Source organism: Nitratireductor sp. B36, assembly GCF_020833685.1.
In the GTDB taxonomy this organism is placed as follows: Bacteria; Pseudomonadota; Alphaproteobacteria; order Rhizobiales; family Rhizobiaceae; genus Nitratireductor.
The window spans coordinates 90,376-114,371 of record NZ_JACKZY010000005.1; the positions used below are offsets into that span (position 1 = coordinate 90,376).

A 23,996-nucleotide genomic window follows, 5' to 3' on the forward strand; every position below is an offset into this window, starting at 1 on the left:
ATTGATTAAATTCTTTCGCATCTGACCCGGTGCGGGTATAGTGATCGGGACCAGCCAAGGGGACGAACACGTGGCACAAGCCTCTCATTTGAAGCTTGACGAGCAGAGTTTGATTACATCTCGGCTCATCAAGAAGCACGCGACAACGTCTGATGTCGCCGATTCCACAGAGCTGAAAGAGAAGATTGCTCAGCTAGCCCTGATTCTCGATCTGGCCCGCCAGGGTTTCGAAGCAGGCACGCCAGCGGGACAAGTCGTTGACCGGCTTGCAGGCCGTCTCCACGAACTGCGCAACCAGGCATCACCCGCCGTTTGGCAACAGCTTATTCCCCTGGCTCAGGAGCACCCTGTCTCCGAGTTCCTCAAACAGGATCCTTTTACGCGCTGGTCCTTTGAAAAGCCGCGCGGTTATTCCGGCGATGCCAGCCTGCTCGACATTTACTACAAGCATCCCAGCGCCGACGAGATCGTGGCCTCCTCCACGGAACTCGGCCGCGAAATCTACGCCTACACAAGTGAAGCAGCGAGCTCTGTGGCTGGCCGCGAAAGGCGCGATATACTTGCGCGCACCGTGGACGCCACCGCAGAGCGTGTCGACAACCCTGAAGTGCTGGCGATAGCCTGCGGCCACCTCCGCGAAGCGGAACTGTCCAAAGCCCTGGCCGGGAAAAAACTGAAACGCTGGATCGGGCTCGATCAGGACCCCATCAGCGTCGGAACGGTCAATCGTGATCTGGCCGGAACCGGCGTCGAAGCCATTGATGGCTCCGTCAAAGGCATTCTCCGCCGCTCCTACAAGCTCGGCACCTTCGATCTTGTCTATGCCTCAGGGCTCTATGACTATTTGCCACGTGCTGTTGCGATCCGCCTCACGCAGCGCGCCATGGAACTGGTCAAACCGGGCGGCGAGTTCCTGTTTGCCAATTTCAGCGACGAGATCACCACCGATGGCTACATGGAAACCTTCATGGACTGGCCGCTGATCCTGCGCGCGGACAAGGACATGCAGGACATAATCGACCGCGCGATCGACAAGAACCATGCCGATACCGAGGTCTTTTACGGCAGCAACCGCAACATCGTCTACGGCGTCATTCGCAAACACGCCGACTGACCGGCTTTCTCATCCTGTGGTTTGAAGCGTCAGAGCAGGGGCTCGGACGCCACCAGACCTTTGGCAATAAGATCCGCCCAATCGGCTGCGTCTTCTTCAGATCCGATGAGATCGTTGCGGATCTCGATCTCGACACAGGGTATGCCGCGCCTTTCGCCATGGACTGGCACAGCATAGTCCGTGGCGTCACTCACGGCATAGGGTTGATTGCTCCCAACACACAGGTCCGTGTTCCTGCGAAACCAGTCGAGCATTGCCGGCGAAAGCGTCTTGTCCCGGTTAAACAGAATGCCGATTTCCCAAGGACGGCTCTTGCCCAGAAAGACAGGCGTGAATGAGTGGATCGTCACAAGCCTTGTCTTGCGCCCCTCCTCTTCCCGCCGATCCAGCGCCTGCGATACGGCATTGTGGAACGGCCAGAAAATCTCTTCTGCCCGCATTCTGCGCTCATCGGGTGAGAGATTTCTGTTGGCCGGAACCACCGTGCCTTCGCTCGTTTCAGGCGCGAAGGTTTCCGCATCGGGTTGCCGGTTGCAGTCACAGACGAGGCGCGAATAGCGTTGCGTGTATAGCGGCGCATCCAGAAGATCAGAAAGCTTTTTTGCGACTGAAAGCGCACCGATATCCCAGGCGATATGGCGGCTGAGATCGTTTTCGGAAAGCCCCATTGTGCCGAGACTTTCGGGGATCCTCCGCCCCGCATGCTCACAGATGATGAAGTAGTCTGATGCCGCGTCTTCGTTGAATGTTTCAAGGGGGTGCGGCTCATGCGCCTTAAGGACCCCATGCAGCGCGGTTTCATTCAGATCAGACACGCGGATGCCTCCCAAGCGATTTGTATGAAATCGTACAAATCCAATTGTTTCATTGCAAGATGTATCTTTTTGTTGACGCTGGTCCCGCGGCCGCCATATCGTTGAGCCAACAACAAGGGGAGCAAATTTGCCGTGAGTGACATGCCGGTTATCGAGGCCTTGGGCCTTGCGAAACGGTTTGGCGGGCTCTTGGCCGTCGATGGATATGATTTGCGTCTCGACAGGGGCGATCTTGTCGGGTTGATCGGGCCCAACGGTGCGGGCAAGACGACAGCCTTCAATCTTCTGACCGGTGTGCTCAAACCGTCAGCCGGCAGCATTTCCGTATCTGGAAAGGACATGACTGCCCAACCGCCTCACCTGATGGCCCGTGCCGGACTCGCGCGAACGTTTCAGAACATTCGCCTTTTCGACGATCTGAGCGTGCTCGAGAACGTGATGTGTGGTGGCCACATGCGGCATTCTGCAAGCACGCTTGCGACGATGTTTCAGCTGCCGTCTTTCTGGCGTTCGGAAGAGACGCTGCGTCAGCGGAGCCGCGACATCGTCGACAGGATCGGCCTGAGCGCATTCGCGCAGCAGCGTGCCGGCGATCTTTCCTACGGCGATCAGCGACGGGTGGAGATCGGTCGCGCCCTGGCCGGCGAGCCTGCAGCTTTGCTCCTCGATGAGCCCGCTGCGGGCCTGAACCCTTCCGAAACGGGTGAACTCGTTTCCTTTATTCGCCAGGTCAATGAGGAGTTCGGCATCGCCGTTCTGGTCGTCGAGCACGACATGCATCTGGTGATGGGGCTGTGCGACCGCATTCAGGTCCTGAACCGCGGCAAGCTCATTGCAGAGGGCTCGCCGCAGGAGGTGCAGAAGGATCCAGCGGTCATCGAGGCCTATCTCGGCACCAGACGCCAGGAGAAGGCCCATGCTTGAGGTGCGCGATCTCAATGTCTATCGCGGCGCAACTCATGTGCTGAAAGGTGTGTCCTTCGATGTGCGGCAGGGGCAGCTTGCGGCCCTGATCGGCGCCAATGGCGCCGGCAAATCGACCACGCTCCTCACACTGTCGGGTCTTTTACGTCCGCGTTCGGGCAGCGCTCTGCTCCACATCGAAAATGAGACGCTGGATCTCACCCGGATGTCATCGGAGAAGATCGTGCGCGCGGGTCTGATCCACTGTCCGGAAGGACGGCAGATTTTTCAGTCGCTCAGCGTCGCCGAAAACCTCGATATGGGTGCCTACACGCAGCGTGACCGCGCAGAGGTGCGCCGAACGATGGAGGAAGTGCACACGCTGTTTCCGATTCTGGCGGAGCGGGCCAATGTCGCCGCCGGTTCACTTTCGGGCGGGGAGCAGATGATGGTGGCCATCGGCAGGGCGCTCCTTGCCAAGCCGAAAATGCTGTTGCTCGACGAGCCCTCCCTCGGCCTTGCGCCACTGGTTGTCGAGACGATTTTCGACGTGATCCAACGGTTGAAATCGACCGGCGTCACCATCCTCCTGATCGAACAGAATGCAGCCATGGCGCTGGAGATTGCCGACAGCGCCTATGTGATGGAAAACGGAAACATCGTCTTGTCGGGAACCGGTAAAGAACTCGCCAGCAATGATCGGGTGCGCCAGTCCTATCTGGGGGTGACGGCATGAACCAGTATCTGTTTCAGCAATTGATCAACGGGCTGGCGCTTGGCAGTCTCTATGCTCTCGTCGCCATCGGCTTTTCGATGATCTACGGCATCGTCCGGCTGATCAATTTCGCGCATGGCGATCTCGTTATGATCGGTGCGTTCTCCACTCTTGCTCTCGTGACCGCCGGCGTGCCCTGGCCGCTGATCCTGGTTTTTGTTCTGGCCATCGGCGCCATCGCCGGCATGACCATTGAAACCATCGTCTTCCGCCCGATACGCGGGGCCAGTCAGGTGACAGGGTTTATCGCGACGCTGGCGGTTTCAATCGCCATCCAGAACAGCGCGCTGATGATCCTCTCCGGGCAGCCGCGGAATTTTCTCTTTCCCGCCTTCATGCGCCAGCGCGTGGGATTCGGCGGCGTGAACGCTTCCCTGACGGACATCGCCATCATCGTTCTGACGCTCCTCCTGATCGGCGGGCTTTTCCTCGTGGTCTACCGAACGCGGCTCGGGACCGCCATGCGCGCAACGGCGGAGAACCTGACTGCAGCCCGTCTGATGGGCGTCGCGGTGAACCGAACCATCCTTGCAGCCTTCGCCATTGGCAGCGCCCTTGCCGCTGTTTCGGGCCTCTTCTGGGGCGGCAAATTCGGGCAGATCGATCCGCTGCTGGGCTTCGTGCCTGGCCTCAAAGCTTTTGTCGCCTGCGTGATCGGCGGTGTAGGTTCAATCGGGGGAGCAATGCTGGGCGGGTATATTCTCGGCCTTGCCGAAGTGTTGTTCGTCGGCCTTCTGCCGCAGGAATTCTCCGGCTATCGGGATACATTCGTCTTCCTGCTGTTGATCGTGATTCTGTTAATTCGACCCTCCGGCCTGTTCGTTCGCCAGACCGAGGAGCGCGCCTGACATGCAGACGCCTTCGCAAACCACGTCCATGGCGGAAACCGCATCAGCTCCGACAACACCGCGCAGGGGCTTTGTGGCCGCCATTCTCACAATCGTTGTAGCGGCGGCAGCCGTGTGGGCCGCACAGCAGGGGCTGAACAGCTATCTCGTCACGCTGCTTGCGCTTCTGTTCATCAATGCAGCACTCGCCGTCTCCCTGACACTGACCAATGGTCTCACCGGCTTGTTCTCGCTCGGGCATCCCGCGTTCATGACGATTGGAGCCTATGTGGCCGCGATCCTGACCTTCTCTGCGCGGCGCAAGGGATCGATGCTGCCGGGACTGCCAGACTGGCTGGCTTCGACGGAACTTTCCATGTTTCCCGCCCTGCTGATCGCGGGCCTTGTCGGTGGACTGGTGGCGCTGGCCATCGGCTGGGCCGTGTTGCGTCTCAAGGGGCATTATCTCGCGGTTGCGACACTGGGCCTCATCATCGTTGTGCAGGGGCTTGCCACCAACTGGGATGGTATCACGCGCGGAGGCGCGGGCCTCAGCGGCCTTCCACGTCACGTGAACATCTGGTGGGCTCTGGGCTTTCTTGTCATCGTTGTGGCAATCACCTGGCGGATCAAATATTCCTCGCTCGGGCGTGCCATGATGGCGGTGCGCGAGAATGAGCTCGCTGCCTCCTGCAGCGGCATCAATGCCGCTCGATTGAAGATCCTGGCCTTTGTAATTGGTGCCGTCATGGCCGCCATGGCGGGTGCTTTGCTCGCCCATCTCATCAGCGTCGTGACGCCGAAAACCTATTCCGTCCTGCTGGCCTTCAACATCGTGGTGATGGTCGTGATCGGCGGATCGGGCAGCATCACCGGGGCGATCGTCGCCGCAACGGCCATCACGGTTCTTTCGGAGGCGCTGCGACCGGTGGAAGAAAGCATCGGTCTTTATGGCATGAGCCAGGTCATCGTGGCGCTCTGCCTGATTGTGGTGCTCTATCTCAAACCGGGCGGGTTGTTCGGCAGCGGCGAACCCGCTTTCGTGCGGCGCCTGTTCAGCGGAAGGAAAACGCAATGAGCGCACCGCGCCAAAGGGATATCTATGAGACGCGGGCCCAGCCGCTGCGGCTGGAGCGCGTCGGACTTCTGGTCATCGATGTCCAGAACTGGGTGATGGACGAGGCAAACCGCCAGCCGCGCCCCGAGTTCTACGACGCTGCCCGAAGTCAGGTCATTCCCAACATTGCGAGGCTCATAGATGCGTCCCGCACCCACGGCGTAGAAGTGATCTACACCGTGATGGAAAACTTCACCCAAGACGGGCGCGACCGCAGTCTCGACTACAAGCTGTCGAACTTCTTCATCCCCAAGGGATCGTTGGATGCAAAGGTGATCGATGAGGTCGCCCCGCAGGGCGACGAGATGGTTATACCGAAAACCTCATCGAGCCTCTTCAACTCGACAAACTTCGAGTATCTGATCCGCAACATCGGGCTCGACACGATCATCGTGACCGGCTTCCTGACCGACCAGTGCGTCGACCACACGGTCCGCGACGGTGCCGATCGCGGGTTTCACATGATCTGCGTTTCCGATGGCTGCGCGACCGACACACAGGCGCGGCACGCCGCGGCGCTAAACGCGTTCAAGGGCTATTGCCGCATGGAAACCACGGACAGCCTGATTGCCGCAATGAAACGCGATTTCGCCTGAGTTCGGCTTGTATTAAACGCCCCGCGAAAAAGGGAGGTGTGCTACACCTCCCCCGCACACCCGAGCCTCAGTAGGCCTGACGGTATTTCGCGCATTGTTCTTCTGGCGAGAGGTCTTTCATCAGCTCTGCTTCGAACCGCTTGTGGGCGAGATAGGCCGAAACCAGCTCCTCCCCGAAAAGCGGACGCAACGCCGCCTCGCCTTCGAACAGATCGAGCGCCGCCTGCAGCGATTGCGGCAGTCTGACAACACCCAGCGCCTGACGCTCGCTTTCACTCATATGCTGAGGCGGCTTGCGACAGACCTGTGGCGCGGGCAACGCCTCGTCCAGGCCGTGAAGGCCGGCGGCTACCAGCGCTCCCAGCACCATGTAAGGGCTGGCTGCCGCATCTGCTGCACGGAATTCGAAATGGAACTGCTTTGCGACGTCGACACCCGCGCCGGGAAACACGGGGCAGATGCGCAGGCCGGCCTCGCGGTCGCGTTCGCCGAGATTGTTGTAGGCCGCACTCCAGCGGTCCGGTGTCAGGCGCAGATAGGAAATCGTTGATGCCGCCGTGACCGCCGTGATGGCGGGCATCAGCGCGAGGATACCCGACAGGAAGCTGGCCGCTTTCGCAGACACCGCATTCGGAGCTGAAGCATCGTGGTTGACTGGCGCGCCGGTCTCGGCGTCGATTAATCCGAAATGAACGTGAACGCCATTGCCCACGGCATCCGGCCGCAGGATCGGGGTGAAGCTCGCCCGGTGGCCAAAATGCTGGGCGACAGCCCGCGCGATCTCGCGCACCGCCACGGCATGATCGGCCGAGCGTTCGTCATCAGACGGCCCGACCGTGACTTCATATTGCATGGGTCCGTATTCAGGCATGAACGTGTCGATCTCCAGACCCGCTTCCCTGAGCGCGCCCAGATAGGTTTCGGCAAATTGCCCCTGGCGGCGGAAGGAATCGAGCGCGTAGCTCGCATTCGGGCGCTCCTCCATCCCTTCCAGCATGAACTCGTGCTCAAAAGCCGCCTTGATCCGCAGCCCGTGTCGCGCCTCCAGTTCACGCAGCATCCGCTTGAGAAATCCCCTCGGACACACACTCCAGGCCGTGCCATCGAGGTTCATGATATCGCCCATCATGAAGTGGCTCGCAGCCGCATCCGGACCGAAATCAACACGAACGCGCGTGGCCGGGTCAGGCGTGAGAACCGTATCGCCATAAGGCCCCCATGGCGTCGGCGCGATCGGGCCGTGCGCGGTGATCATGCTGTTGGTGGGGGTCCACCCGATCCCCTTGCGCAGCCGCGTCTCCAGATCTGAGGCCGGAAAGCCCTTGCCGCGAACCTGTCCGGCAAGATCGGCGGTGCACAGCATGATGATTTCTTCGCGTTTCATCGAACCCCTCATTTTCGTTTTGATTTGGCCCGTTCCTGGCCGAACGTACCGTCCGCAAGCCGGGTGCGCAGGTCCTCAAGTGTCTCGAAGCGTGTTCGTCCGGCGGTGTCCGCCTTGCTGGCCGCAGCGCCCACGAGCGCTTCGGCAACCCCCATCCCAACAGTCAGCACATCGAAGATCGACGGCGATTCCACCGGAAATGTCAGAACAAGGTCGGCCGACCGGGCTGCCGGCGATTGCCAGACATCGGTCAGGAGAATGACTGTGGCTCCGCGCCTGGAAGCGGCGTGGGTGAACTGCACCACATCGTCCTGATAGCGACGCACATCCAGCACCACCAGAACGCTGCCCCTGCCCATGTCGAGCAGGAACTGCGGCCAGGTCTGCGTTTGGCCGCTGACCGGGTGAACACGCCCGCGTATCGCTGAGAGCAGATCGCCCATGTAGCGCGCCACATGGGAGGAATAACGTCCGCCAAGCAGATGAATGTCGCGCTTGGGGTCTGCCAGAAGCGCTGCCGCCCGATCGAATTCCTTTTCCGGAATAAGGTCGGGCAGGCTGCTGAAATACTCGGCCATACGGTCGCTGGTGCGTGCGAGGTAGGATTTGTCGGTGGCCTCGTCGCGCACCTTCCGTTCGCCGAAACGCAGAAGCGGCGATTGCAGGCTCTCTTCGATATGGCTTCGCAGCGCTTCCTGAAATTCCGCATAGACGGGGAAGCCGAGACGCTTGACCAGGCGCAGCACCGTTGCCGTGCTGACACCGCTCTGTTCGGCAAATTCGGCAACGGTGGTGAGGCCAGCCATCGGATAGTTGGCGATCAGATGTCGGGCGGCGCGCGCTTCGCGGCTGCTGAGTTCGGGCAGGGCCCGCCGCAGATCCTCCAACACGTTCATAGCTGCCGCTCCGCTTCCCATCGCGTATTTCTCGAATGTATCAAATCAGACAAAATTGCCATTTGGAAGAAAAAATGTATCATTCGATTGACGTTCTCCAATTGCAGAGTCATGCTGATGACCAACGCATGAGCCTTCCCGGGGCACCTTGCGTCAGAGGGTGACATTCAACAAGAAGCAGGGAGATTGCCATGAAACATCTGATTGCCGCATCGGTGGCCCTGGCCGCCGTCACGGGCGCCGCCATGGGCAGCGCCTACGCGCAGGAAACCATCAAGATCGGCGCGCTTTACAACGTAACCGGCGGGATGTCGTCACTCGACGGCCCCTCGCTCAAGGGCGCACAACTCGCCGTCAAGCAGATCAACGCGGACGGCGGTCTTCTTGGGAAGCAGATCGAGCTGATCGCGCCAGACGGAAAGACAGATCAGCAGGAGACGGCGAAGGCCGCCCAGCGCCTCATTTCAGAGGGCGTGGTGGCCGGCATCGGCGAGTCCGACACCACTTTCGTCATGGCCGGTGCGCCGCTGTTCCAGGAAGCAGGCATCCCGTTCGTCACGTCTGGCGCAACGCATCCCGAGCTTCCCCAGTGGGTTGGCGATTACATGTTCATGGCGCCGTTCGGCGACGATGATCAGTCCTACGCCATTGCTGACTATGCCTATGACAAGCTCGGCGCCCGCAAGGTCGCGGTCTGGACCGACAATTCCATGGACTTCACCAAGGCGCTCAGCAAGTTCTTCGTCGAGCGCTTTGAAGAGCGCGGCGGTGAAATCATCGGCACCGACAGCTTCATGATGGGCGATACGGATTTCTCCGCGCAGATCGCGCGTCTTGCCTCCATCGATCCCGCACCCGATGCGGTTTTCGTCTCGGCGATCCCCTCGGAGGCCGGCCTCTCAGTCAAGCAGATCCGCGAGCAGGGCATCACCATGCCGATCGTGTCCGGTGATGGTTTCGACACCGAACTGGTCTCCACCGTGCCAGGCCCTGAGCTCGCCAACGATGTCTATTTCTCCACCCACACCTATCGCGCTGATGACCGCGAGGAGGTGAAGAAGTTCATCGCCGACTACAAGGCCGAATACGGGATTGATCCCGAAAACGCATTTGCGCCGCTTGGCTATGACGCACTGATGCTGGTCGCAGACGCGATCCGCCGCGCGGACTCGGCAGAGCCGGCGAAAATCCGCGATGCCCTTGCCGAGACACGCGGCTTCAAGGGTGTGACAGGCGAGATCAGCTACACGCGCGAGACCATGGTGCCGCCGAAGCCGGTGTCGCTCATCAGCGTTCACAATGGCAAATACACGGTCGAGGAAATCTGGGAACCCGAGACCAACTGATCCAGTTAGGGGCAGCGGGAAAGCGGGGCTTCGGCCCCGCTTTTTCGTTGTGCTTTGTGCGAGCAACACCAGACAGGCAAGGAACTGCCTGCCTCTTCCTGAAAACCCAGGTGAGCTAGCGCTTCAAGAACTCATTGGTGAACCAGGTCGAGACATCCGGCATTTCCTCGAGGCGCTTGCCATCTGCATCGCGCATCACGCCAGCGTCGAACATGAACTTTGTGATGTTGCCGAACATCTCTGTATCGATGAGCCCAACCGGCTCTCCTTCGTCCTGGAGATAGCCGCCATCCACGATGGCTTTCATCGACGCTCGCACCAGTTCGGGATTGGAAAGCATGCCACCGGTTTGCGCGATCAGCATTTCGGCGGCCTCCGCCGGATTTTCAGCGGCAAAGGCATAGCCCCGCTGTGCCGCCTGCACAAAAGCTCTCGCGGTCTCGGCATTGTCTTTCAGCCATGTGCCGTTTGCCCCCAGATAGGTGGTGTGCTGATCGGGCACGCCATAATCGGCATAGCGAAACGCCCGCTGTGGCCGGTTGAGCAGCACGGAGTTCACCCCCTCCCACGTGCTCACCTCGAGCGTGAAATCCACCGTGCCATTGGCAAGCGCCTCATAGGCGGAGGTGCCAAGCGTGACGGTCTCGAATTCGCCCTTGCCGCCATCGTTCTGGATAATGGTAAAGATGAGAGCCTGCTCCCATGCGCTGCCGAAACCGGCATAGGTCATGCCGTCGAGGTCGGACGGACGCTGAATGTCCTCACGATCTCCATTGAAGACGAGGCGACCCGTCTCGTGCTGCATGACTGCCATGACCACCGTCAGGTCTGCACCCGTAGCGCGCTGGCTGTAGAACCCGACGGAGCTCAAAATGCCGAACTCGGCGACACCCGTCGCCACCAGCGTGCCGGACGAGGTGTCCGTGTAAGGCAGGATCTCGACATCGAGGCCCGCTTCCTCGAACCAGCCTTTCGCCTGGGCGACGTAGAGCCCCACATGGTTGGTGTTGGGCGTCCAGTCCAGCGCGACGCTCAGGCGCTCCTGCGCCGTTGTCGGCACCGCCATTGCGCCCAGCATCAGGGCAGCGGCTATCAGGCTTTTCATGGTCATTCTCCTGTCTGACTGAGCAAAGTGTTCAATAGTTCCTCCTCCTGCGCGCGCGCTTCAGCCGGCAGGGCCGTGCCAAGACGCGGTCTCGGAGCGCGGACAACCACTTCTGAAATCACACGGGCAGGACGACGCGACAGCACATAGATGCGATCCGAAAGCGCGACCGCTTCGCGCACATCGTGCGTGACAAGCAGCGTGGTCCAGCGGGCACCCCGCCATCGATCTTCCAGCCAGCGTTGCATCTGCGCGCGCGTCAGTGCATCGAGCGCGCCGAAGGGTTCGTCCAGAAGCTGAACGGGCCGCGCCTGTATCACCGTTCGCAGCAACGCAGCCCGCTGGCGCATCCCGCCCGACAGTTCCGCCGGGTACCGCTCCTCGAAACCCGCCAGTCCGAATTCGGCAAAGAGCGGCAATGCCCGTGCGCGGGCCTCGGCGCGCGACACACCCTGCACCTCGAGCCCGAGAATCACGTTGTCGATGATGCGCCGCCACGGCATCAGCGCATCGCGCTGTGGCATGAAGGCAAAGGTCGTGGCGTTGCGCTTGAGCGTTGAACCATCCAGCAGAATTTCACCGCGATCGGGTTCAAGCGCACCTGTGAGCAAGCGAAAAAGCGTCGATTTTCCCGCGCCCGACGGGCCGAGAATGGAAACAAACTCACCCTGCCCGACCCGCAGCGACACGTCGTCGAGCACCTCTGTCTCGCCAAGCGAGACACCCACATTGCGCAGTTCCAGAGCGTTCATTGTCCCTGCCCCGCTTCGCGCCAGCGCAGCAACACCCTCTGCAACAAGGCAGACACACCGAACAGGACAAGCGTCAGCGTCGAACTCACCACGACCGCCGCCAGCATGAGATCGGGACGAAAACTGTTCTTGGCATTGAGAATAACAATCCCGAGCCCGGCACGCGCGCCGACATACTCGGAAAAAATCGCCGCCACGACGGCATAGGTGATCGAAATTCGAAGACCGGCGAAGAAATAGGGCATTGCGGAGGGAAACCGCGCAGCGCGAAACACCTTCCAGCGCGAAGCCCCCATCGAGCGCATCAGCGTTTCGATCTCGGGATCGGTCGCTTCATAGCCGTCCACCAGAGCGACCAGCATGGGGAAGAATGTGACAAGAGCCACGAGGAGGATTTTCGGCGTGAGGCCGAAGCCGAACCACAGCACCGCCAGCGGCGCGATGGCCACCAGCGGCAGGGTCTGGCTCACGACGAAAATCGGAAACAGCGCACGCCGCAATTTCGGCAGGAAATCGAGCGCAACCGAGAGCGCAAACGCGATGCTGACGGAAAAGGCAAAGCCGGTGAGCGTCGCGCTCAATGTCGGCAGCGTGTTTTCCCACAGCAATGCCCGATTGGCTGCCATCTGTTCCACCACGCGCGAGGGCGCCGGCAGAACGAGCGGCGATATGCCTGACAACCGGACATAGATTTCCCAAAGGACGATGGCAGCAGCGACACTACCGAGTGCGGGCAGACCGCGTATCAACCGTCCACCCGCTGAGCGGGGCAGACCTTTCGTCATAGGGTCAGGCCGTGGAAGGGCTGTTGGCAGACACGGTCAGGTCGATCGTGACATGCCCCTCGGGCGGTCCGAAGCGGCAAAACGCCTGTTCGAGCGTCGCAAAAACCGGCCCCGCGTCCCCCATGAGGCGCGAACAGAAATTCTTTGAGCGATCGAAGACACCGCTCGACTTCAGGAAGTCGATGCAGCCCATGATCTCGGCCATGTGGTCGCCGGCGCCCATCACATAAAGCGAGAATTGGGCCCGTGCGATCTCCGACGTGGTCTTGGCATCGGCCACCGCCGCAAGTGCCGCCTTCTGTCGGTCGGCAAGAGGCTCGGACGGGTTGGCGAGCGCCGAAGTCGCGCAGATCGGATCATCCGGCTCTCCGGGGCATCCGCGCGAGAGCGTGGCGCGCATGACGACGTGATGCCGTGTGGAGGCGGCGGCGACATAGAAATCGCGCAGGGCCGGAAAGAGCACTTCGGGCGGGCCGACAACCAGCGTCGAGATATCGTCGGTTTCGATCCGCAGACGATCGCGCCAAGGGTCGAATGCCGAGAGTGACGACATGATGACATCGACGAAATCGTCGGTCATCGGATAAAGGGAAAGCTGCGCACCTGCGAACATGATTGTCCTCCTTGCTCCGCTGGCATTACCCAGATCAGCTTCTAGGGCCCGAAGGCTTGCGCCTTCATCTCAGCCGCGGCCATACGCGGCACCCCTGTGGATGTGAGGTACGAACCAAATCCCGTGTCGGAAAGCAAGCCGATTGTTCAGGAAAAGATGCGGGCGTGAAAAATTATCCGGCTATCCACAGGCAGTCACAGTCCGAAAATCCGGAATGATGACCGGCCGGAGAGTTCGCGCACGGCTCCAAGATGCTCAAGCCGCTCGAAAAGGCGTTTCGAGGCCCAGCGGGAGAGATTGCAGCCGGGCACCGAGGCCGGAAGGGCGTCTTCGTCGAGCAGCTTCTGCACGACCATCCCCGCTCCCTTGGTCCGCAGCTTCGGCAACACCGAAACCAATGTGCCGGCGCGACGAGATATTTCACCAGCCGAGCGGAGCGCACCTTCTGTGCCGGAAACCAGCGCCAGGCACACGGCCGTCGCGAAACCGGGATCACCCGGATCGATCCGCCCCGTTGCGCCACTCGCGCGGAAAGCCGCTCCATAGCGTTCCGCCATGAGCAACGGAACGGGCCGAGACCAGCCAAGCATCGTTGCGGTCAGTCCATCCGCGAGCGCCCACGCCAGCGGCTCGGCATCCGCGCGTAGCGTCAATATCCTTTGTACAAGTTCTGCAGCAGCAAAGGGCGCGGCCCGACCCGACTGAACCACCGCTTCCGCGTGGTCCAACAAAGCCTCGACCTCCTCTCCCATCGCAAGGCCGAGCAAGTCTGAAAGCTCCGCTATCGTAGACGATGACATTGCAAAGCGACGCGTCGCCATGCGCCGGTAGGCAAGGAAAATCCTGCCGGCAGGGCCCGGGTCATCCCCGGTCCCTGTGAGAAGCACCGCATCGCGCAGCGCACTCTCGCCCTCACCCCGTCCCGAGAGCCTCGACGCCGCCGCGGCGCATTTCAGTGCCTGGCGCGCGCGCCAGCAGCCCGCCCAGGCCGGTTCGCTGCGCACCAGATCGTCCAGTGTTTTGAGCGCAATGCCGGCTGCAAATCCGGCATCACTCAAGCCTGAAGCGGCCTTGCGTGGCATTGCCCACCTGGGCAGGATCAGGCTTGAAGGAGAAGCGGGCGAAGGCGAATCCATCTTTGTAGAATAAAGCGGTTGAGCAGTTTATGCCAGAAATTCCGCACAAAACCGCACAGCTTGTCTTCCCCGTTTTATGTCCGATAAGATTGTATTATCAGACATCAGAGACAACAGGCCGAAAATGACCTCTGACAACGAGCAAAATCCGCGAAGGCGGGGCTTGGACCAGCCTGCAGCGTCTGAAGCACCAGCGGACTCAGAATCTGTCGCGTCAGAAGATGAGGCTTTTGCGTTAAAATCCCGCAAAGCCGCCATAGACAATTCAGACCTGCCCGACATTGTCGACCTGGTGCTCGCGATGGATGAGGAGAGCCCCTCCCCTTCCCCGCCAACCTCCGGTGATCCCCTCGTCGAGACGGCGCGCAATTATGCGCGGGCGGCGCGATCGGAAGCGACGCAGCGCGCCTATGCGGCCGACTGGCGTCACTTCGCTTCCTGGTGCCGCCGCTCGGGCTATTCTCCGCTTCCCGCTGATCCGCGCGTGGTTGGCCTTTATCTCTCCGCCTGTGCCTCCAGCAATCCGCGTCCATCCGTTTCCACGTTGGAACGCAGGCTTTCCGGCCTGTCCCAAAACTATTCGCAGCGTGGAGACAGGCTCGATCGCAAGGATCCGCACATCACCGAGGTCTTTGCCGGCATCCGCCGCAGGCATGGCCGCCCGCCCGTTCAGAAAGAAGCGCTCCTCGCAGAAGACATCCTCACCATGATCGAAACCTTGTCCAACGATCTGCGCGGTCTCCGGGACAGGGCCATCCTGCTTGTCGGTTTTGCCGGCGGTCTGCGCCGTTCCGAGATCGTCGGGCTCGATACAGGCCCCGACCAGACCGAGGATGGCAGTGGCTGGGTGGAGATCTTCGACAAGGGGGCCTTGATCACCCTGCGCGGCAAGACGGGCTGGCGCGAGGTGGAAATCGGGCGCGGCTCGGCTGACCGCTCCTGTCCGGTCGAGGCGCTAAAGACGTGGATGCGGCTCGGGCGCATCGCCCACGGCCCGCTCTTCCGCAGGATTCGCGGCCAGAGCACGGTTGAAGAAAGCCGGCTTAATGACAGGCACATTGCCCGCTTGGTCAAGCGCACCGCATTCGATGCCGGTTTGCGTGCCGACCTTCCCGAGAAGGAGCGGGAGAAGTTGTTTTCGGGCCATTCCCTGCGGGCCGGCCTCGCCTCCTCCGCGGAAGTGGATGAGCGTTTCGTGCAAAAGCAACTCGGCCACACGAGTGCGGAAATGACGCGCCGCTATCAGCGACGCCGCGACCGGTTTCGTGTTAATCTGACCAAAGCCAGCGGGCTCTGATCAATCAGTCTCGTGAATCGGTTGCCGGCAATCGATTCATGAAATGCGTTGGACCTGCGCATCCGTTCCGGGCAACGGTCTCGGCATGTCTATCAAACCGCATCAATGTTCCCTGAGACGCGTCGACCCCGCCCGCAACATGGCGCGTTATTACACGCTTTCCGTCGAGCCGACCCTTTTCGGCGACGCCGCGCTTGTCCGCCAATGGGGGCGGATCGGCACGCGCGGGCAGTTCAAGATCAACCTGTTCGACAACACCAAGTCGGCCGAAGCCGCGCTCCTGCGGTTGAGGGCAATCAAGGAGCGCCGCGGTTACAGGTAACTAAAGCCAAGAGGCGGCGTCCTTCGGAAGCCTGTGCTCGGGGTCGGTGACGGAAAGAACCGGCCTCCCCTCCCCGTTCCATTGCCACAGCGCCACACAGCTTCCGCCGGGTGACATGTAGGAGGGGTAAATGACCCCGTGAAAGCCTTTTTCCATAAGGGTTTCGCGCACACGATGTGTTTCAGGCACACGGCCCTCATCCATTTCGGCCCGCCACTCGCATTGATGGATATCCGGCGAAACACCAAGCACCTTCATGACTGCCGCATTCGTCAAATCAGCCAGCCGTGCGTCGGAGAGCGTGAGCTGCGCAATGAGCGCGGGATGCTGCACAAAGCCCTGATTATACTCCGCCCAGGCCGTTGAAAGTTCGCGCGCGGCATAGATCGCCTGTGCACCCACCGGGTTCCAGCGCCCACCGAACCGCGCCGCCCCTGCGCCTGAAAGGGGTGCATGGGCCCAGCGCGGAACATAGGCGCGCCAAAGGGTTTCAGTCCGCAAATCCTCAGGCATAAACGCCGGCGCGCACCGCTTCGAGATAGGCGAGAACCTTGTCGGCCTTGCCTTCGCCAACCAGATCATAGGCGGTCTTGCCCGCCCAGCCCGGGATCGGCTGATGCTTGAACCAGATCACCGCGCGGTGCTCATTGCCGGCCATTTCCGTGGCCATGGCGAGAATGCGCACGACCGGGCTCAACGCCTGATCCACCTTGCGCTGGCCGGATTTCGCCGTCAGCGTGTTGCGCGCCACACCGATCAGGCGCGAGAGCTCAACCATGGTCACGCCGAGCAGTTCCGACACCCGGCGGGCGGATAGAAAGGGTGTTTTTTCATCGGCAAAATGCCCCGCCGCGAAATCAAAATCCGTCGCTGTCATCGCCTCAGCCTCCATATCTTGACACCATAATGAACACAAATTGAGCTCATAGCAAGAAATATGTGCGCAAAATGTGTTTTCAAGAAACGCGGCAAAACGCTATTTTTCCGCCAAAACCGCCTTTTGCCGGGCTGAAATCAGCGCATTCAGCATCGGTTTTACCGAAAACGCGCCCGAGTTCGCCCGCTCCGTCAGCCGTCGGAGATAGCCGCCGGGCGAGCGAATGACCTCCGCGCGCTCCAGCATCGCCGCAATCGTGATTGCCGCATTGATGTCGCCCATCTCGGCCCGCGCTTCGGCCCAGGCATCCGGTGAAACCCCGAGCATGGAGCGAACGGTTTCGGCCGCTTTCATCAGGTCCCGCCAGTCTGACAGCCCGTCCGGCGCATAATCGCGCATTTGCGGGCAGGCAGACGCCACCGTTTCGAACCCGACAGGTGGTTTCTGGCCGCTTCCCTCCGCTTCCGGCTTTCGGCGCCCTCCCCTTTGGCCGGATGCGGTGTCGTGATTGCTTTCAACCGCCGATTTGGTTTCAAGGTCAGGCGGCATCGGCCCAGCTTCAACTTTTTCCTGGTAGGTTTCAAATTGGGATTCTGGGTTTGAATTATGAATATGGCGCTCATTTTGAGTGTCATTGGCGCTCATATTTATGTTTTCATTAACCGTGTGGCCTGCTTCACGGGCCTCCAGATCGGCTTCACTCAGACCTTCCAGATAGGCTTTTTCCACGTCGTTGCGCAAAGCCAGGAGGGCATCGCGGCGGGCTTTCAGCGTTTCCCAGTCGGTGTTGCGGCCAAGCCGGCCGGAGAGTGCGGCCAGGCGCTCTGCATAGGGCGCGAATGAACGTCCCCTGCCCTCTTCAGCAGCCGCCTCGACGATCGCGGCAATGTCGCGCAGATGGATGGTGATTTCGCTTCTGAGCGCCCGGATGGCGCGCGCCAGACGCCGTGCCTCGGCCGCATGGGTCTCGATCTCGGAAGCGCGCATGACGAGCGGTGCGAGATCGAATCCGAAGGCCTCCTCGATCTGCCCCTCTTCGCTGCGCCGCGCATAGCGCTTTCCATTGGCACTGTCGCGCCGCAGGATGAGCCCGGCCTTCACGAGCGCCGCCAGATGCCGCCGCAGCGTCGCCGGCGCCATGCCGCGTGCGCGGAGGGAAAGCTCGGCATTCGAGGGAAACACCACCAGATCACCAGCTGGATCGAGCTGGCGCTCCGTGGTGAAGCTTGCGAGCGCCTCCAGCACAACGATGGTTCTGTCCGAAAGCCCGAGCACCAGCCGGGCCTCGGTCACGGCCCGCAGCAATTGCCACTTGTCTACCGCGTATTCCGATGGAGATTGCGCCTCTGCGGAATGCCCATTCAGGGCTTTTCGCGCCCGCCGCACCTGTTCGTTAACCAGGAATTGGGCACGCGCCAACCCTTTCCCGCCGAATGGCGAGATTGCAAATCTGTCCGTCATTGTCTCACCTTGCTTCAGGCAAGAAAAAGACGCTCACCGGAACGCTCCGATGCTTGACTTTGCACGACGGAAGTGATTCTTTCAGATTGCTACATCGAAAGGGGCTTCCGGAATGGCAACGTTCTGGGGGCCTTTTTTCTTGCGGTTTTTCCTCTAGCTCAGTCCTCTTTGCTCCTCGTGATCCGGCTTTGTTTGGCCGGGATGGTCTCGCCGCCCGGGGGCGGCTGATCGGCTATGTCTCTTTTGCTCGCTCCTTGTCGAAGCGCTCGGCCAGCTCCGGCAGGTGCTCGGCCAGATAGTCTGCAAAGCCCGGAAGGGCCTTTTCATCGAAATCGAAACGGGGTTTGGCACCGAGCGTCACACGCGCAAGCGTCCGCCCCTTCCCGTCCTCGATGGCACGGGTCCTGTCCGCCTTCTTGCCGCGCGCTGCTGCACGCTTGGCAAGTCGCTCATAGAGCCTGCGAAAGCGTTCATCGGAATCGGCAGCCCGAAACGCCACGGACGTGATTTCATCCTGCGCGATGACGACGGCAGCCTCACGCTTCAAAAACTCCGCAAGCGCCATCCAGCGTGGCCTGCCGGCTTTGGGAGCAGGGCCAATGGCGTTGGCGATCTGCGGGGGGACGGCTTCGGCCACCTGGAGCAGACGGGTCATCTCCGCCTTGTGCAATGACAATGCGCGCTGGACGACACCGCGGTCGAAGCCATGACGCATCAATGCATCGGCGAAAAAGGCCCGCTCGATGAAGGAAAGATTGCGCCGCTCCGTGTTTTCCTTGCCCTGCGCAAGCACCAATTCGTCATCGTTGAGCGTGCGCACAATGGCCTGCACCGGACGCTTGAGACGCGCGGCGGCGCGAACGCGCCGATGGCCATAAGCCACCTGAAAGCGTCCGCTTTCGGTCGGGTGAGGGCGCAAGAGAACCGGCACCTGCTGGCCGTTTTCCCGCACGCTTTCGACAAGAGCATTGAAATCCTCGTCGCCATCATCCTCACGGCTCAGGCGATCGCGCACGAGCGAGGGATCGATCAGCTCCGGATCGACCTCGACGATGCGCTCACCCTTCGCCAGGCTCTCGCGGATGGCGCGGGCATCCTCCACTTCGCGGGTCATGGATGAGAGCGTAAGCCCCATCGCCTTCACCGCACCGGACGAGCTGCGCGGCACAGGGTCCGCCTTGACCGGCGTGGGAGCTGATTTCGTTTCGGGTGCGCGCGGCATGGATTTCGGTTCGGGTGCAGGCGAGGGTGCGTTGCCCTCGCCCGAGCCGCCGAACAGCGCCTTCAGATGATCCTTGCGCTTGCTCATGCGGCCTCTCCCGCCGCGTTGCGGCCCCAGGCCGCTTCCACCAGCGCCTCAACCTCGGCGTTGACAGATGTCAACGCTTCCATGGCGCGGTCATAGGTGGAGCGTGTGAAATTGTCCCGACCGACCTCATAGAGCGTCTGCTTGGTGAGACCGGCATCGGAAATGGCCGTTGACTTGACCATGGGCGCAGTCAACACCCGCTCGCCAAACTGCGACCGCAGAAAACCGACGATCTGTGTCTGCGGGCCGTCATTCGGCTCGTAGCGTGTGACCAGATAGCGGAGGAAATCGAAATTGAGCGATCCGCCCGCCTCGCGCACCACCGACAGGAGATCCGCCGTCATGTAGAGAAACTGGCTCATGGAGGCGACGTCAAGCATCTGCGGATGCACGGTGACGATCACCGATGTGGATGCACAAAGCGCCGAAAGGGTCAGGAAGCCGAGCTGCGGTGGGCAGTCGATCACCACCACGTCGTAATCATCGGCGACCGAGGCGAGGGCAGACTGGATGCGCGCGAAGAAGAAATCATCGGCGCCCCCACCGGCCTGCCGCTCCGCCAGCATGCGCGGGGTCGTGTGCTCGAATTCATGAAGCTCGAGATTGCCGGGCACCAGATCGAGACCGTCGAAATAGGTCTTGCGGATGATCTGGGAGAGCGGGCGACGCTCCTCGTCATAGCGGATCGCGCCATAGAGCGTGTCATTGCCCGAAAGATCGATCTCCGGCTGATAGCCGAAGAGGGCCGAGAGTGAGGCCTGCGGATCGAGATCGACCGCGAGCACGCGATAACCCGACAAGGCAAGATGCTGCGCCATATGGGCGCTTGTCGTCGTCTTGCCCGAGCCGCCCTTGAAGTTGGTGACGGAAATGACCTGAAGGTGCTCGCGTTCCGGATCACGCCATTTCACATAGGATCGCGCCTTGGCCAGATTGCCCTTGGCACGGGCCTGAGCCGCCAGATGATGGCGCAGCGCATTGATGTCGGCCAGCGAATAATAGCGCCTGCCGCCCGCGCCGGTTTCGGGCTGCGGCCCTTCGCCGGCGATTGAGAGCTGACGCAGATAGCCATCGGACACACCGATGAGCTTCGCTGCCTCACCGCTTGAAAATGTGCGAAGCGTCTTTTGCGCAGCCGGCGGAAAGAGCCGGTCGCGCATGACGCGCAACTGCTCGGAAAGACGGGCGGCATCTGCCGCGATGGCCTCATCGGCCGCGAGCGCATCGCGCCCCTCCGTGCCTCCCATCGCTGCCTCCGCCACCTTGTCCAACTCCCGCACTCCTTCATGGTCGCTGGCGATATCCATGCCGCGCTGCTCCTCGTCAATCTTTCAGGTCCGCCATCGTTGACAGCTGTCAACGGGAGGCATTTCACTGGCGACTGCAGCGCGCTATGCTCAATCCTGCCCCCGACGCCGGAACCCGAACACGGGAACTCATCGCGCAACGTAACCCGATTCGCAGCCGCTGGGCGAGTGGCCTACGGCTGGGAGCCAAGATACGCTGAAAAAGCAGACGCGCTACGACTTTGCCTGAAACCGGAAATAACCGCTATTAACAGAACCGCATCACGGTTACGCCGATTTCAAACAATCGCCTTCAATACCGTTACTAATGCCATGAGAAGCGGCGGCGGCGTCAAGAAGTTTTTGGTTAACAAAGGGTTAACGCCACGCGTGTGATTGCCTGACGGGCGCGCCAGCGCGCCGAATATCGCCGCACTTACCGTGACTTACGCACCAACCCGCGAGAAAGTGACGGCCGGAGTGGCTTCCTTTCCCCGGCGAATTTTTATCTGTGAGACGAAGGCCGCTTTGAAAAAGCCGGCCCGCGGGAAGGCACTTGCAGACCGGTGGTAGAATCGGAAGGCAAACCGGATTGCCAGGCACAGCCCCCCTTAACAATCAAATGTCCGCGCTTGCCCCCAAGGGGAGAGAGGGGAGGGGAGGAGCTTCCAAGGCAGTTAAAACCTGTTGATCGCGCCAGCGGCCTCACCAGCCAGCGGAGCAAAACGGCGGCAGAAACTGTCGGCGTCCCACTCGCTCAATGAGCCGGCTATGTGGATGGCGCCAAGCGGCGTTCCGTCGGGCGCCACCAATGCTGTGGCGATCGCGATCTCGCCCTGCAGAACCTCTTCAAGCGCCAGCGCATAGCCATTCTCACGCGCCTCCTGGACCTTCGCCCGGATCGCGGCGGGATCCGTGATCGTCTTGGGCGTGATCTCGCGGCGCACCGAACGTTCGATGATCTCGTCCACTTCGGCATCGCTCATATGTGCCATGACAGCGCGGCCACCCGAAGTGCAGTAGATCGGCACGCTCTGCCCGACCAGCGTGGCGAAAAAGGTCTCGCGCTTGCTTTGAAGACGCGCGGCATAGACAAGCCTGAGCCCGTCGCGAAGGCTGAGGTCCACACGCTCGCGCACATTCCGGCGCAGTTCCATCAACACCGGCGAGGCGCGGGCGACCAGGGGGTTCATCCGCAGATAGTCGCGCGTGTGATCGAGAATGCGGATGCCAGGCACATAGCCGCGATCATCCGCATCCCGGTCGATATAGCCAAGCTGACGCAGCGTGTGGACAACCCGCTGGGCAGCGCTTTTTCCCATGCCGCCCGCGGCAGCGATTTCATTGAGGGTCAGCGGCTTGCCCGCCTCGTGAAACGTGGAAAGCACCTGCATGGCGCGGGCAATGGCCTGCACGAAGAGAGGATCGCTCTCATCGATGCTGGTGCTCGGCGGCACCCCATATTCCGCCTTCTGAATATACCGCACGCCCGGCCTCCGGTTTCGCCAAAATTCGTTTGACTCCTCAACCGCTGCACATTTATCGTAATAACGATACGAGTGTATCGTACAGCGATACATTGTCTCCCACCCTATCACGCATTTTCCGGGCGTCGACCCGAAAATGCAGTCGTTGAGAAGCGGGGCGTGAAAATGCGGCGTTCTATCTGGGCTGGCAGTTCGACCAAGGCGGAAGCGGCATGAGCAAAAGGGTCGCGCTCGCCGGTTTCCTGCACGAGACCAACACGTTCGCGCCCTCACGCGCCAGTTACGCAAATTTCGAACAGGGAGGAGGGTATCTTCCCATCTCGCGCGGCGACGAAATCCTGAAGCGCTGCCCGGGTGTCAATCTGGGTGTTTCGGGCGCTGTGGCCCATGGGCAGAAGGCGGGCTGGGAGATGGTGCCCATCCTGTGGACGGGCGCCATCCCCTCGGCGCATGTCACACGCGATGCCTATGAGCGGATTGCCGGCGAGATTGTCGATGGGATTGCCAGGGCCGGGCCGCTCGATGGCGTTTGTCTGGATCTGCATGGCGCAATGGTGGCCGAGCATCTGGACGACGGGGAGGGGGAACTGATCGCCCGGGTGCGCGCTGTGGTGGGGCCGGACGTGCCGATCGCCGTCAGCCTCGACCTGCACGGCAACACCAGTGAGCGCATGGTGGACGAGGCCGATCTTCTCGTCGCCTTTCGCACCTATCCGCATGTGGACATGGCCGAGACGGGAAGGCGCGCCGCCGAAGGGCTCGACCGGCTGATGGCGCGCGGCAGACCGTTTGCGCACGCCTTTCGCAGGCTGCCCTATCTGACCTCCATTCCATGGCAATGCACCTTCATCGAGCCGGCAAGGAGCCTCTATGAGGAGGTGGCGGCGCTCGAGACGGGCGATGTTGCGAGCGTCTCCTACTGGATGGGTTTTCCGGCTGCCGACATTGCAGACTGCGGGCAAACGGTGATCGCCTATGCGGAGACGCAGGCAGAGGCGGACCGGGCCGCCGACCGGCTTTATCAGAGCATCATGGACGCGGAAGCAGCCTTTGCCGGCCGCGCCTACGGCCCCGATGAGGGCGTGCGCGAGGCCATGCGCATTGCGCAGACGGCGACGCGCCCGGTGGTGATCGCCGACACGCAGGACAATCCGGGAGCGGGGGGCGATTCCAACACGACGGGCATGCTGCGTGCGCTCTTGCGAAACGGCGCGGAACGCGCCGCGATCGGCATGATCGTCGATCCGCAGGCCGCACGCGCCGCCCATGCGGCGGGGGAGGGGGCCGAGATCACGATCCCGCTCGGCGGGCAGTCGGGCATTCCCGGCGACGAGCCTTTCACAGGCACGTTCCGTGTAGAGAAACTTTCCAATGGCGACCTGCATGCGACCGGCCCCTATTATGGCGGCACGCATATGAATGTGGGACCGTCCGCCTGCCTTGCCATCGACGGCGTGAAGATCGTCGTCGCCACGCACAAGGCGCAGATGGCAGACCTTGCCATGTATCGTTTCGTCGGCATCGAGCCGACGGAAATGGCCATTCTGGTCAACAAGAGCTCGGTGCATTTTCGCGCCGATTTCGATCCCATCGCCGAGACGGTTCTGGTGTGTACGGCACCGGGGCCGATGCCGCTCGACCCGGCGGACCTGCCGTGGACGAAGCTTGCCGAGGGAATGCGCCTTTCGCCCAACGGACCGGTTTTCCGCCGTGCGGCGGGCGAAGCGCTGGCGATGGAGGGATAGCGGGAGACATAAATCAGCGCGGCGGGAGAACCGCGTTCAAGACGTCAC

Annotated in this window: 24 protein-coding genes and 1 riboswitch; of the genes, 10 read left to right on the forward strand and 14 right to left on the reverse strand. The window is 61.4% G+C overall.

From position 1 onward, the window contains the following. Positions 1-70: 70 nt before the first annotated feature. Entirely contained in the window at positions 71-1,114 is a 1,044-nt protein-coding gene (locus H7H48_RS19000) for a class I SAM-dependent methyltransferase (RefSeq protein ID WP_229450719.1), read from the forward strand. Between the two features lie 29 nt (positions 1,115-1,143). On the opposite strand, the gene H7H48_RS19005 is transcribed toward H7H48_RS19000, so the two are convergent. Continuing rightward, positions 1,144-1,929 carry an N-formylglutamate amidohydrolase gene (locus H7H48_RS19005; protein ID WP_229450720.1) on the reverse strand — a complete coding sequence of 262 codons (786 nt, stop codon included), beginning with the start codon at positions 1,927-1,929 and terminating at the stop codon, positions 1,144-1,146. Between the two features lie 141 nt (positions 1,930-2,070). Here H7H48_RS19005 and H7H48_RS19010 point away from each other — a divergent pair, with 141 nt between their 5' ends. The 5 genes from H7H48_RS19010 to H7H48_RS19030 are packed head-to-tail and all read left to right on the forward strand — an operon-like array spanning position 2,071 to position 6,147. After that, entirely contained in the window at positions 2,071-2,853 is a 783-nt protein-coding gene (locus tag H7H48_RS19010) for an ABC transporter ATP-binding protein (protein WP_229450896.1), read from the forward strand. Further along, positions 2,846-3,568 carry an ABC transporter ATP-binding protein gene (locus H7H48_RS19015; protein WP_229450721.1) on the forward strand — a complete coding sequence of 241 codons (723 nt, stop codon included), beginning with the start codon at positions 2,846-2,848 and terminating at the stop codon, positions 3,566-3,568. Before H7H48_RS19010 ends, H7H48_RS19015 begins: the two co-directional genes overlap by 8 nt. Further along, positions 3,565-4,455 carry a branched-chain amino acid ABC transporter permease gene (locus tag H7H48_RS19020; protein WP_229450722.1) on the forward strand — a complete coding sequence of 297 codons (891 nt, stop codon included), beginning with the start codon at positions 3,565-3,567 and terminating at the stop codon, positions 4,453-4,455. Before H7H48_RS19015 ends, H7H48_RS19020 begins: the two co-directional genes overlap by 4 nt. A 1-nt stretch (position 4,456) precedes the next feature. Continuing rightward, positions 4,457-5,512 carry a branched-chain amino acid ABC transporter permease gene (locus H7H48_RS19025; protein ID WP_229450723.1) on the forward strand — a complete coding sequence of 352 codons (1,056 nt, stop codon included), beginning with the start codon at positions 4,457-4,459 and terminating at the stop codon, positions 5,510-5,512. Further along, positions 5,509-6,147, forward strand: a complete 639-nt coding sequence (locus tag H7H48_RS19030; protein ID WP_229450724.1) for a cysteine hydrolase family protein — start codon at positions 5,509-5,511, stop codon at positions 6,145-6,147. The genes H7H48_RS19025 and H7H48_RS19030 overlap by 4 nt, the downstream gene beginning before the upstream one ends. Positions 6,148-6,214: 67 nt before the next feature. Here the strand turns inward: H7H48_RS19030 and H7H48_RS19035 are convergent, their stop codons facing one another. Both H7H48_RS19035 and H7H48_RS19040 read right to left on the reverse strand, forming a co-directional pair. Continuing rightward, positions 6,215-7,531 (reverse strand): glutamine synthetase family protein, encoded by a 1,317-nt coding sequence (locus tag H7H48_RS19035; protein ID WP_229450725.1) that lies wholly within the window; start codon positions 7,529-7,531, stop codon positions 6,215-6,217. Between the two features lie 8 nt (positions 7,532-7,539). Continuing rightward, positions 7,540-8,427 (reverse strand): MurR/RpiR family transcriptional regulator, encoded by an 888-nt coding sequence (locus H7H48_RS19040; protein ID WP_229450726.1) that lies wholly within the window; start codon positions 8,425-8,427, stop codon positions 7,540-7,542. A gap of 191 nt (positions 8,428-8,618) precedes the next feature. On the opposite strand from H7H48_RS19040, the gene H7H48_RS19045 reads away from it, so the two are divergent. Continuing rightward, positions 8,619-9,773, forward strand: a complete 1,155-nt coding sequence (locus H7H48_RS19045; protein ID WP_229450727.1) for an ABC transporter substrate-binding protein — start codon at positions 8,619-8,621, stop codon at positions 9,771-9,773. A gap of 115 nt (positions 9,774-9,888) precedes the next feature. On the opposite strand, the gene H7H48_RS19050 is transcribed toward H7H48_RS19045, so the two are convergent. The 5 genes from H7H48_RS19050 to H7H48_RS19070 form a co-directional block, all read right to left on the reverse strand. Further along, positions 9,889-10,878: an ABC transporter substrate-binding protein gene (locus H7H48_RS19050; protein ID WP_229450728.1), complete on the reverse strand. Its 990-nt coding sequence runs from the start codon at positions 10,876-10,878 to the stop codon at positions 9,889-9,891. Between the two features lie 2 nt (positions 10,879-10,880). Further along, positions 10,881-11,630, reverse strand: a complete 750-nt coding sequence (locus H7H48_RS19055) for an ABC transporter ATP-binding protein (protein ID WP_229450729.1) — start codon at positions 11,628-11,630, stop codon at positions 10,881-10,883. After that, on the reverse strand, positions 11,627-12,415 hold the full coding sequence (locus H7H48_RS19060; RefSeq protein WP_229450730.1) for an ABC transporter permease: 789 nt from the start codon (positions 12,413-12,415) through the stop codon (positions 11,627-11,629). Before H7H48_RS19060 ends, H7H48_RS19055 begins: the two co-directional genes overlap by 4 nt. A gap of 4 nt (positions 12,416-12,419) precedes the next feature. Next, the gene (locus H7H48_RS19065) at positions 12,420-13,028 is read right to left on the reverse strand and encodes a Ykof family thiamine-binding protein (protein ID WP_229450731.1); all 609 of its coding nucleotides are present in this window, start codon (positions 13,026-13,028) and stop codon (positions 12,420-12,422) included. Next, a riboswitch (TPP riboswitch) is annotated at positions 13,022-13,134 on the reverse strand. It overlaps the preceding gene by 7 nt. Before the next feature lie 88 nt (positions 13,135-13,222). Further along, entirely contained in the window at positions 13,223-14,110 is an 888-nt protein-coding gene (locus tag H7H48_RS19070; protein ID WP_229450732.1) for a DUF1403 family protein, read from the reverse strand. A gap of 178 nt (positions 14,111-14,288) precedes the next feature. Between H7H48_RS19070 and H7H48_RS19075 the strand changes: the two genes are divergently transcribed. Next, positions 14,289-15,461 (forward strand): tyrosine-type recombinase/integrase, encoded by a 1,173-nt coding sequence (locus tag H7H48_RS19075; protein WP_229450733.1) that lies wholly within the window; start codon positions 14,289-14,291, stop codon positions 15,459-15,461. Positions 15,462-15,546: 85 nt separating this feature from the next. Further along, on the forward strand, positions 15,547-15,783 hold the full coding sequence (locus H7H48_RS19080; protein ID WP_229450734.1) for a WGR domain-containing protein: 237 nt from the start codon (positions 15,547-15,549) through the stop codon (positions 15,781-15,783). On the opposite strand, the gene H7H48_RS19085 is transcribed toward H7H48_RS19080, so the two are convergent. The 6 genes from H7H48_RS19085 to H7H48_RS19110 all read right to left on the reverse strand — a co-directional run bounded on the left by H7H48_RS19085 (position 15,784) and on the right by H7H48_RS19110 (position 22,203). Continuing rightward, on the reverse strand, positions 15,784-16,296 hold the full coding sequence (locus tag H7H48_RS19085) for an RES family NAD+ phosphorylase (RefSeq protein WP_229450735.1): 513 nt from the start codon (positions 16,294-16,296) through the stop codon (positions 15,784-15,786). It lies immediately after the preceding gene. Beyond that, a complete protein-coding gene (locus H7H48_RS19090) occupies positions 16,289-16,660 on the reverse strand; it encodes an antitoxin Xre/MbcA/ParS toxin-binding domain-containing protein (protein WP_223006480.1) in 372 nt (123 codons plus the stop codon). The genes H7H48_RS19085 and H7H48_RS19090 overlap by 8 nt, the downstream gene beginning before the upstream one ends. Before the next feature lie 99 nt (positions 16,661-16,759). Continuing rightward, complete coding sequence (gene repC, locus H7H48_RS19095) at positions 16,760-18,121, reverse strand: plasmid replication protein RepC (protein WP_229450736.1); 1,362 nt, start codon at positions 18,119-18,121, stop codon at positions 16,760-16,762. 232 nt (positions 18,122-18,353) lie between these two features. Continuing rightward, a complete protein-coding gene (gene repB, locus H7H48_RS19100; protein WP_229450737.1) occupies positions 18,354-19,430 on the reverse strand; it encodes a plasmid partitioning protein RepB in 1,077 nt (358 codons plus the stop codon). Continuing rightward, the gene (gene repA / locus H7H48_RS19105) at positions 19,427-20,677 is read right to left on the reverse strand and encodes a plasmid partitioning protein RepA (protein ID WP_229450897.1); all 1,251 of its coding nucleotides are present in this window, start codon (positions 20,675-20,677) and stop codon (positions 19,427-19,429) included. Before repA ends, repB begins: the two co-directional genes overlap by 4 nt. Before the next feature lie 716 nt (positions 20,678-21,393). After that, a complete protein-coding gene (locus tag H7H48_RS19110) occupies positions 21,394-22,203 on the reverse strand; it encodes an IclR family transcriptional regulator (protein ID WP_229450738.1) in 810 nt (269 codons plus the stop codon). 212 nt (positions 22,204-22,415) lie between these two features. On the opposite strand from H7H48_RS19110, the gene H7H48_RS19115 reads away from it, so the two are divergent. Beyond that, on the forward strand, positions 22,416-23,948 hold the full coding sequence (locus H7H48_RS19115) for a M81 family metallopeptidase (RefSeq protein WP_229450739.1): 1,533 nt from the start codon (positions 22,416-22,418) through the stop codon (positions 23,946-23,948). Positions 23,949-23,996: the final 48 nt, after the last annotated feature.

Coding starts and splice junctions, on each gene's coding strand:
- H7H48_RS19010 (WP_229450896.1), top strand. CDS start 2,071: ATGCCGGTTATCGAGGCCTTGGGCCTTGCGAAACGGTTTGGCGGGCTC.
- H7H48_RS19015 (WP_229450721.1), top strand. CDS start 2,846: ATGCTTGAGGTGCGCGATCTCAATGTCTATCGCGGCGCAACTCATGTG.
- H7H48_RS19020 (WP_229450722.1), top strand. CDS start 3,565: ATGAACCAGTATCTGTTTCAGCAATTGATCAACGGGCTGGCGCTTGGC.
- H7H48_RS19025 (WP_229450723.1), top strand. CDS start 4,457: ATGCAGACGCCTTCGCAAACCACGTCCATGGCGGAAACCGCATCAGCT.
- H7H48_RS19030 (WP_229450724.1), top strand. CDS start 5,509: ATGAGCGCACCGCGCCAAAGGGATATCTATGAGACGCGGGCCCAGCCG.
- H7H48_RS19035 (WP_229450725.1), bottom strand. CDS start 7,531: ATGAAACGCGAAGAAATCATCATGCTGTGCACCGCCGATCTTGCCGGA.
- H7H48_RS19040 (WP_229450726.1), bottom strand. CDS start 8,427: ATGAACGTGTTGGAGGATCTGCGGCGGGCCCTGCCCGAACTCAGCAGC.
- H7H48_RS19045 (WP_229450727.1), top strand. CDS start 8,619: ATGAAACATCTGATTGCCGCATCGGTGGCCCTGGCCGCCGTCACGGGC.
- H7H48_RS19050 (WP_229450728.1), bottom strand. CDS start 10,878: ATGAAAAGCCTGATAGCCGCTGCCCTGATGCTGGGCGCAATGGCGGTG.
- H7H48_RS19055 (WP_229450729.1), bottom strand. CDS start 11,630: ATGAACGCTCTGGAACTGCGCAATGTGGGTGTCTCGCTTGGCGAGACA.
- H7H48_RS19060 (WP_229450730.1), bottom strand. CDS start 12,415: ATGACGAAAGGTCTGCCCCGCTCAGCGGGTGGACGGTTGATACGCGGT.
- H7H48_RS19065 (WP_229450731.1), bottom strand. CDS start 13,028: ATGTTCGCAGGTGCGCAGCTTTCCCTTTATCCGATGACCGACGATTTC.
- H7H48_RS19070 (WP_229450732.1), bottom strand. CDS start 14,110: ATGCCACGCAAGGCCGCTTCAGGCTTGAGTGATGCCGGATTTGCAGCC.
- H7H48_RS19075 (WP_229450733.1), top strand. CDS start 14,289: ATGACCTCTGACAACGAGCAAAATCCGCGAAGGCGGGGCTTGGACCAG.
- H7H48_RS19080 (WP_229450734.1), top strand. CDS start 15,547: ATGTCTATCAAACCGCATCAATGTTCCCTGAGACGCGTCGACCCCGCC.
- H7H48_RS19085 (WP_229450735.1), bottom strand. CDS start 16,296: ATGCCTGAGGATTTGCGGACTGAAACCCTTTGGCGCGCCTATGTTCCG.
- H7H48_RS19090 (WP_223006480.1), bottom strand. CDS start 16,660: ATGACAGCGACGGATTTTGATTTCGCGGCGGGGCATTTTGCCGATGAA.
- repC (WP_229450736.1), bottom strand. CDS start 18,121: ATGACGGACAGATTTGCAATCTCGCCATTCGGCGGGAAAGGGTTGGCG.
- repB (WP_229450737.1), bottom strand. CDS start 19,430: ATGAGCAAGCGCAAGGATCATCTGAAGGCGCTGTTCGGCGGCTCGGGC.
- repA (WP_229450897.1), bottom strand. CDS start 20,677: ATGGGAGGCACGGAGGGGCGCGATGCGCTCGCGGCCGATGAGGCCATC.
- H7H48_RS19115 (WP_229450739.1), top strand. CDS start 22,416: ATGAGCAAAAGGGTCGCGCTCGCCGGTTTCCTGCACGAGACCAACACG.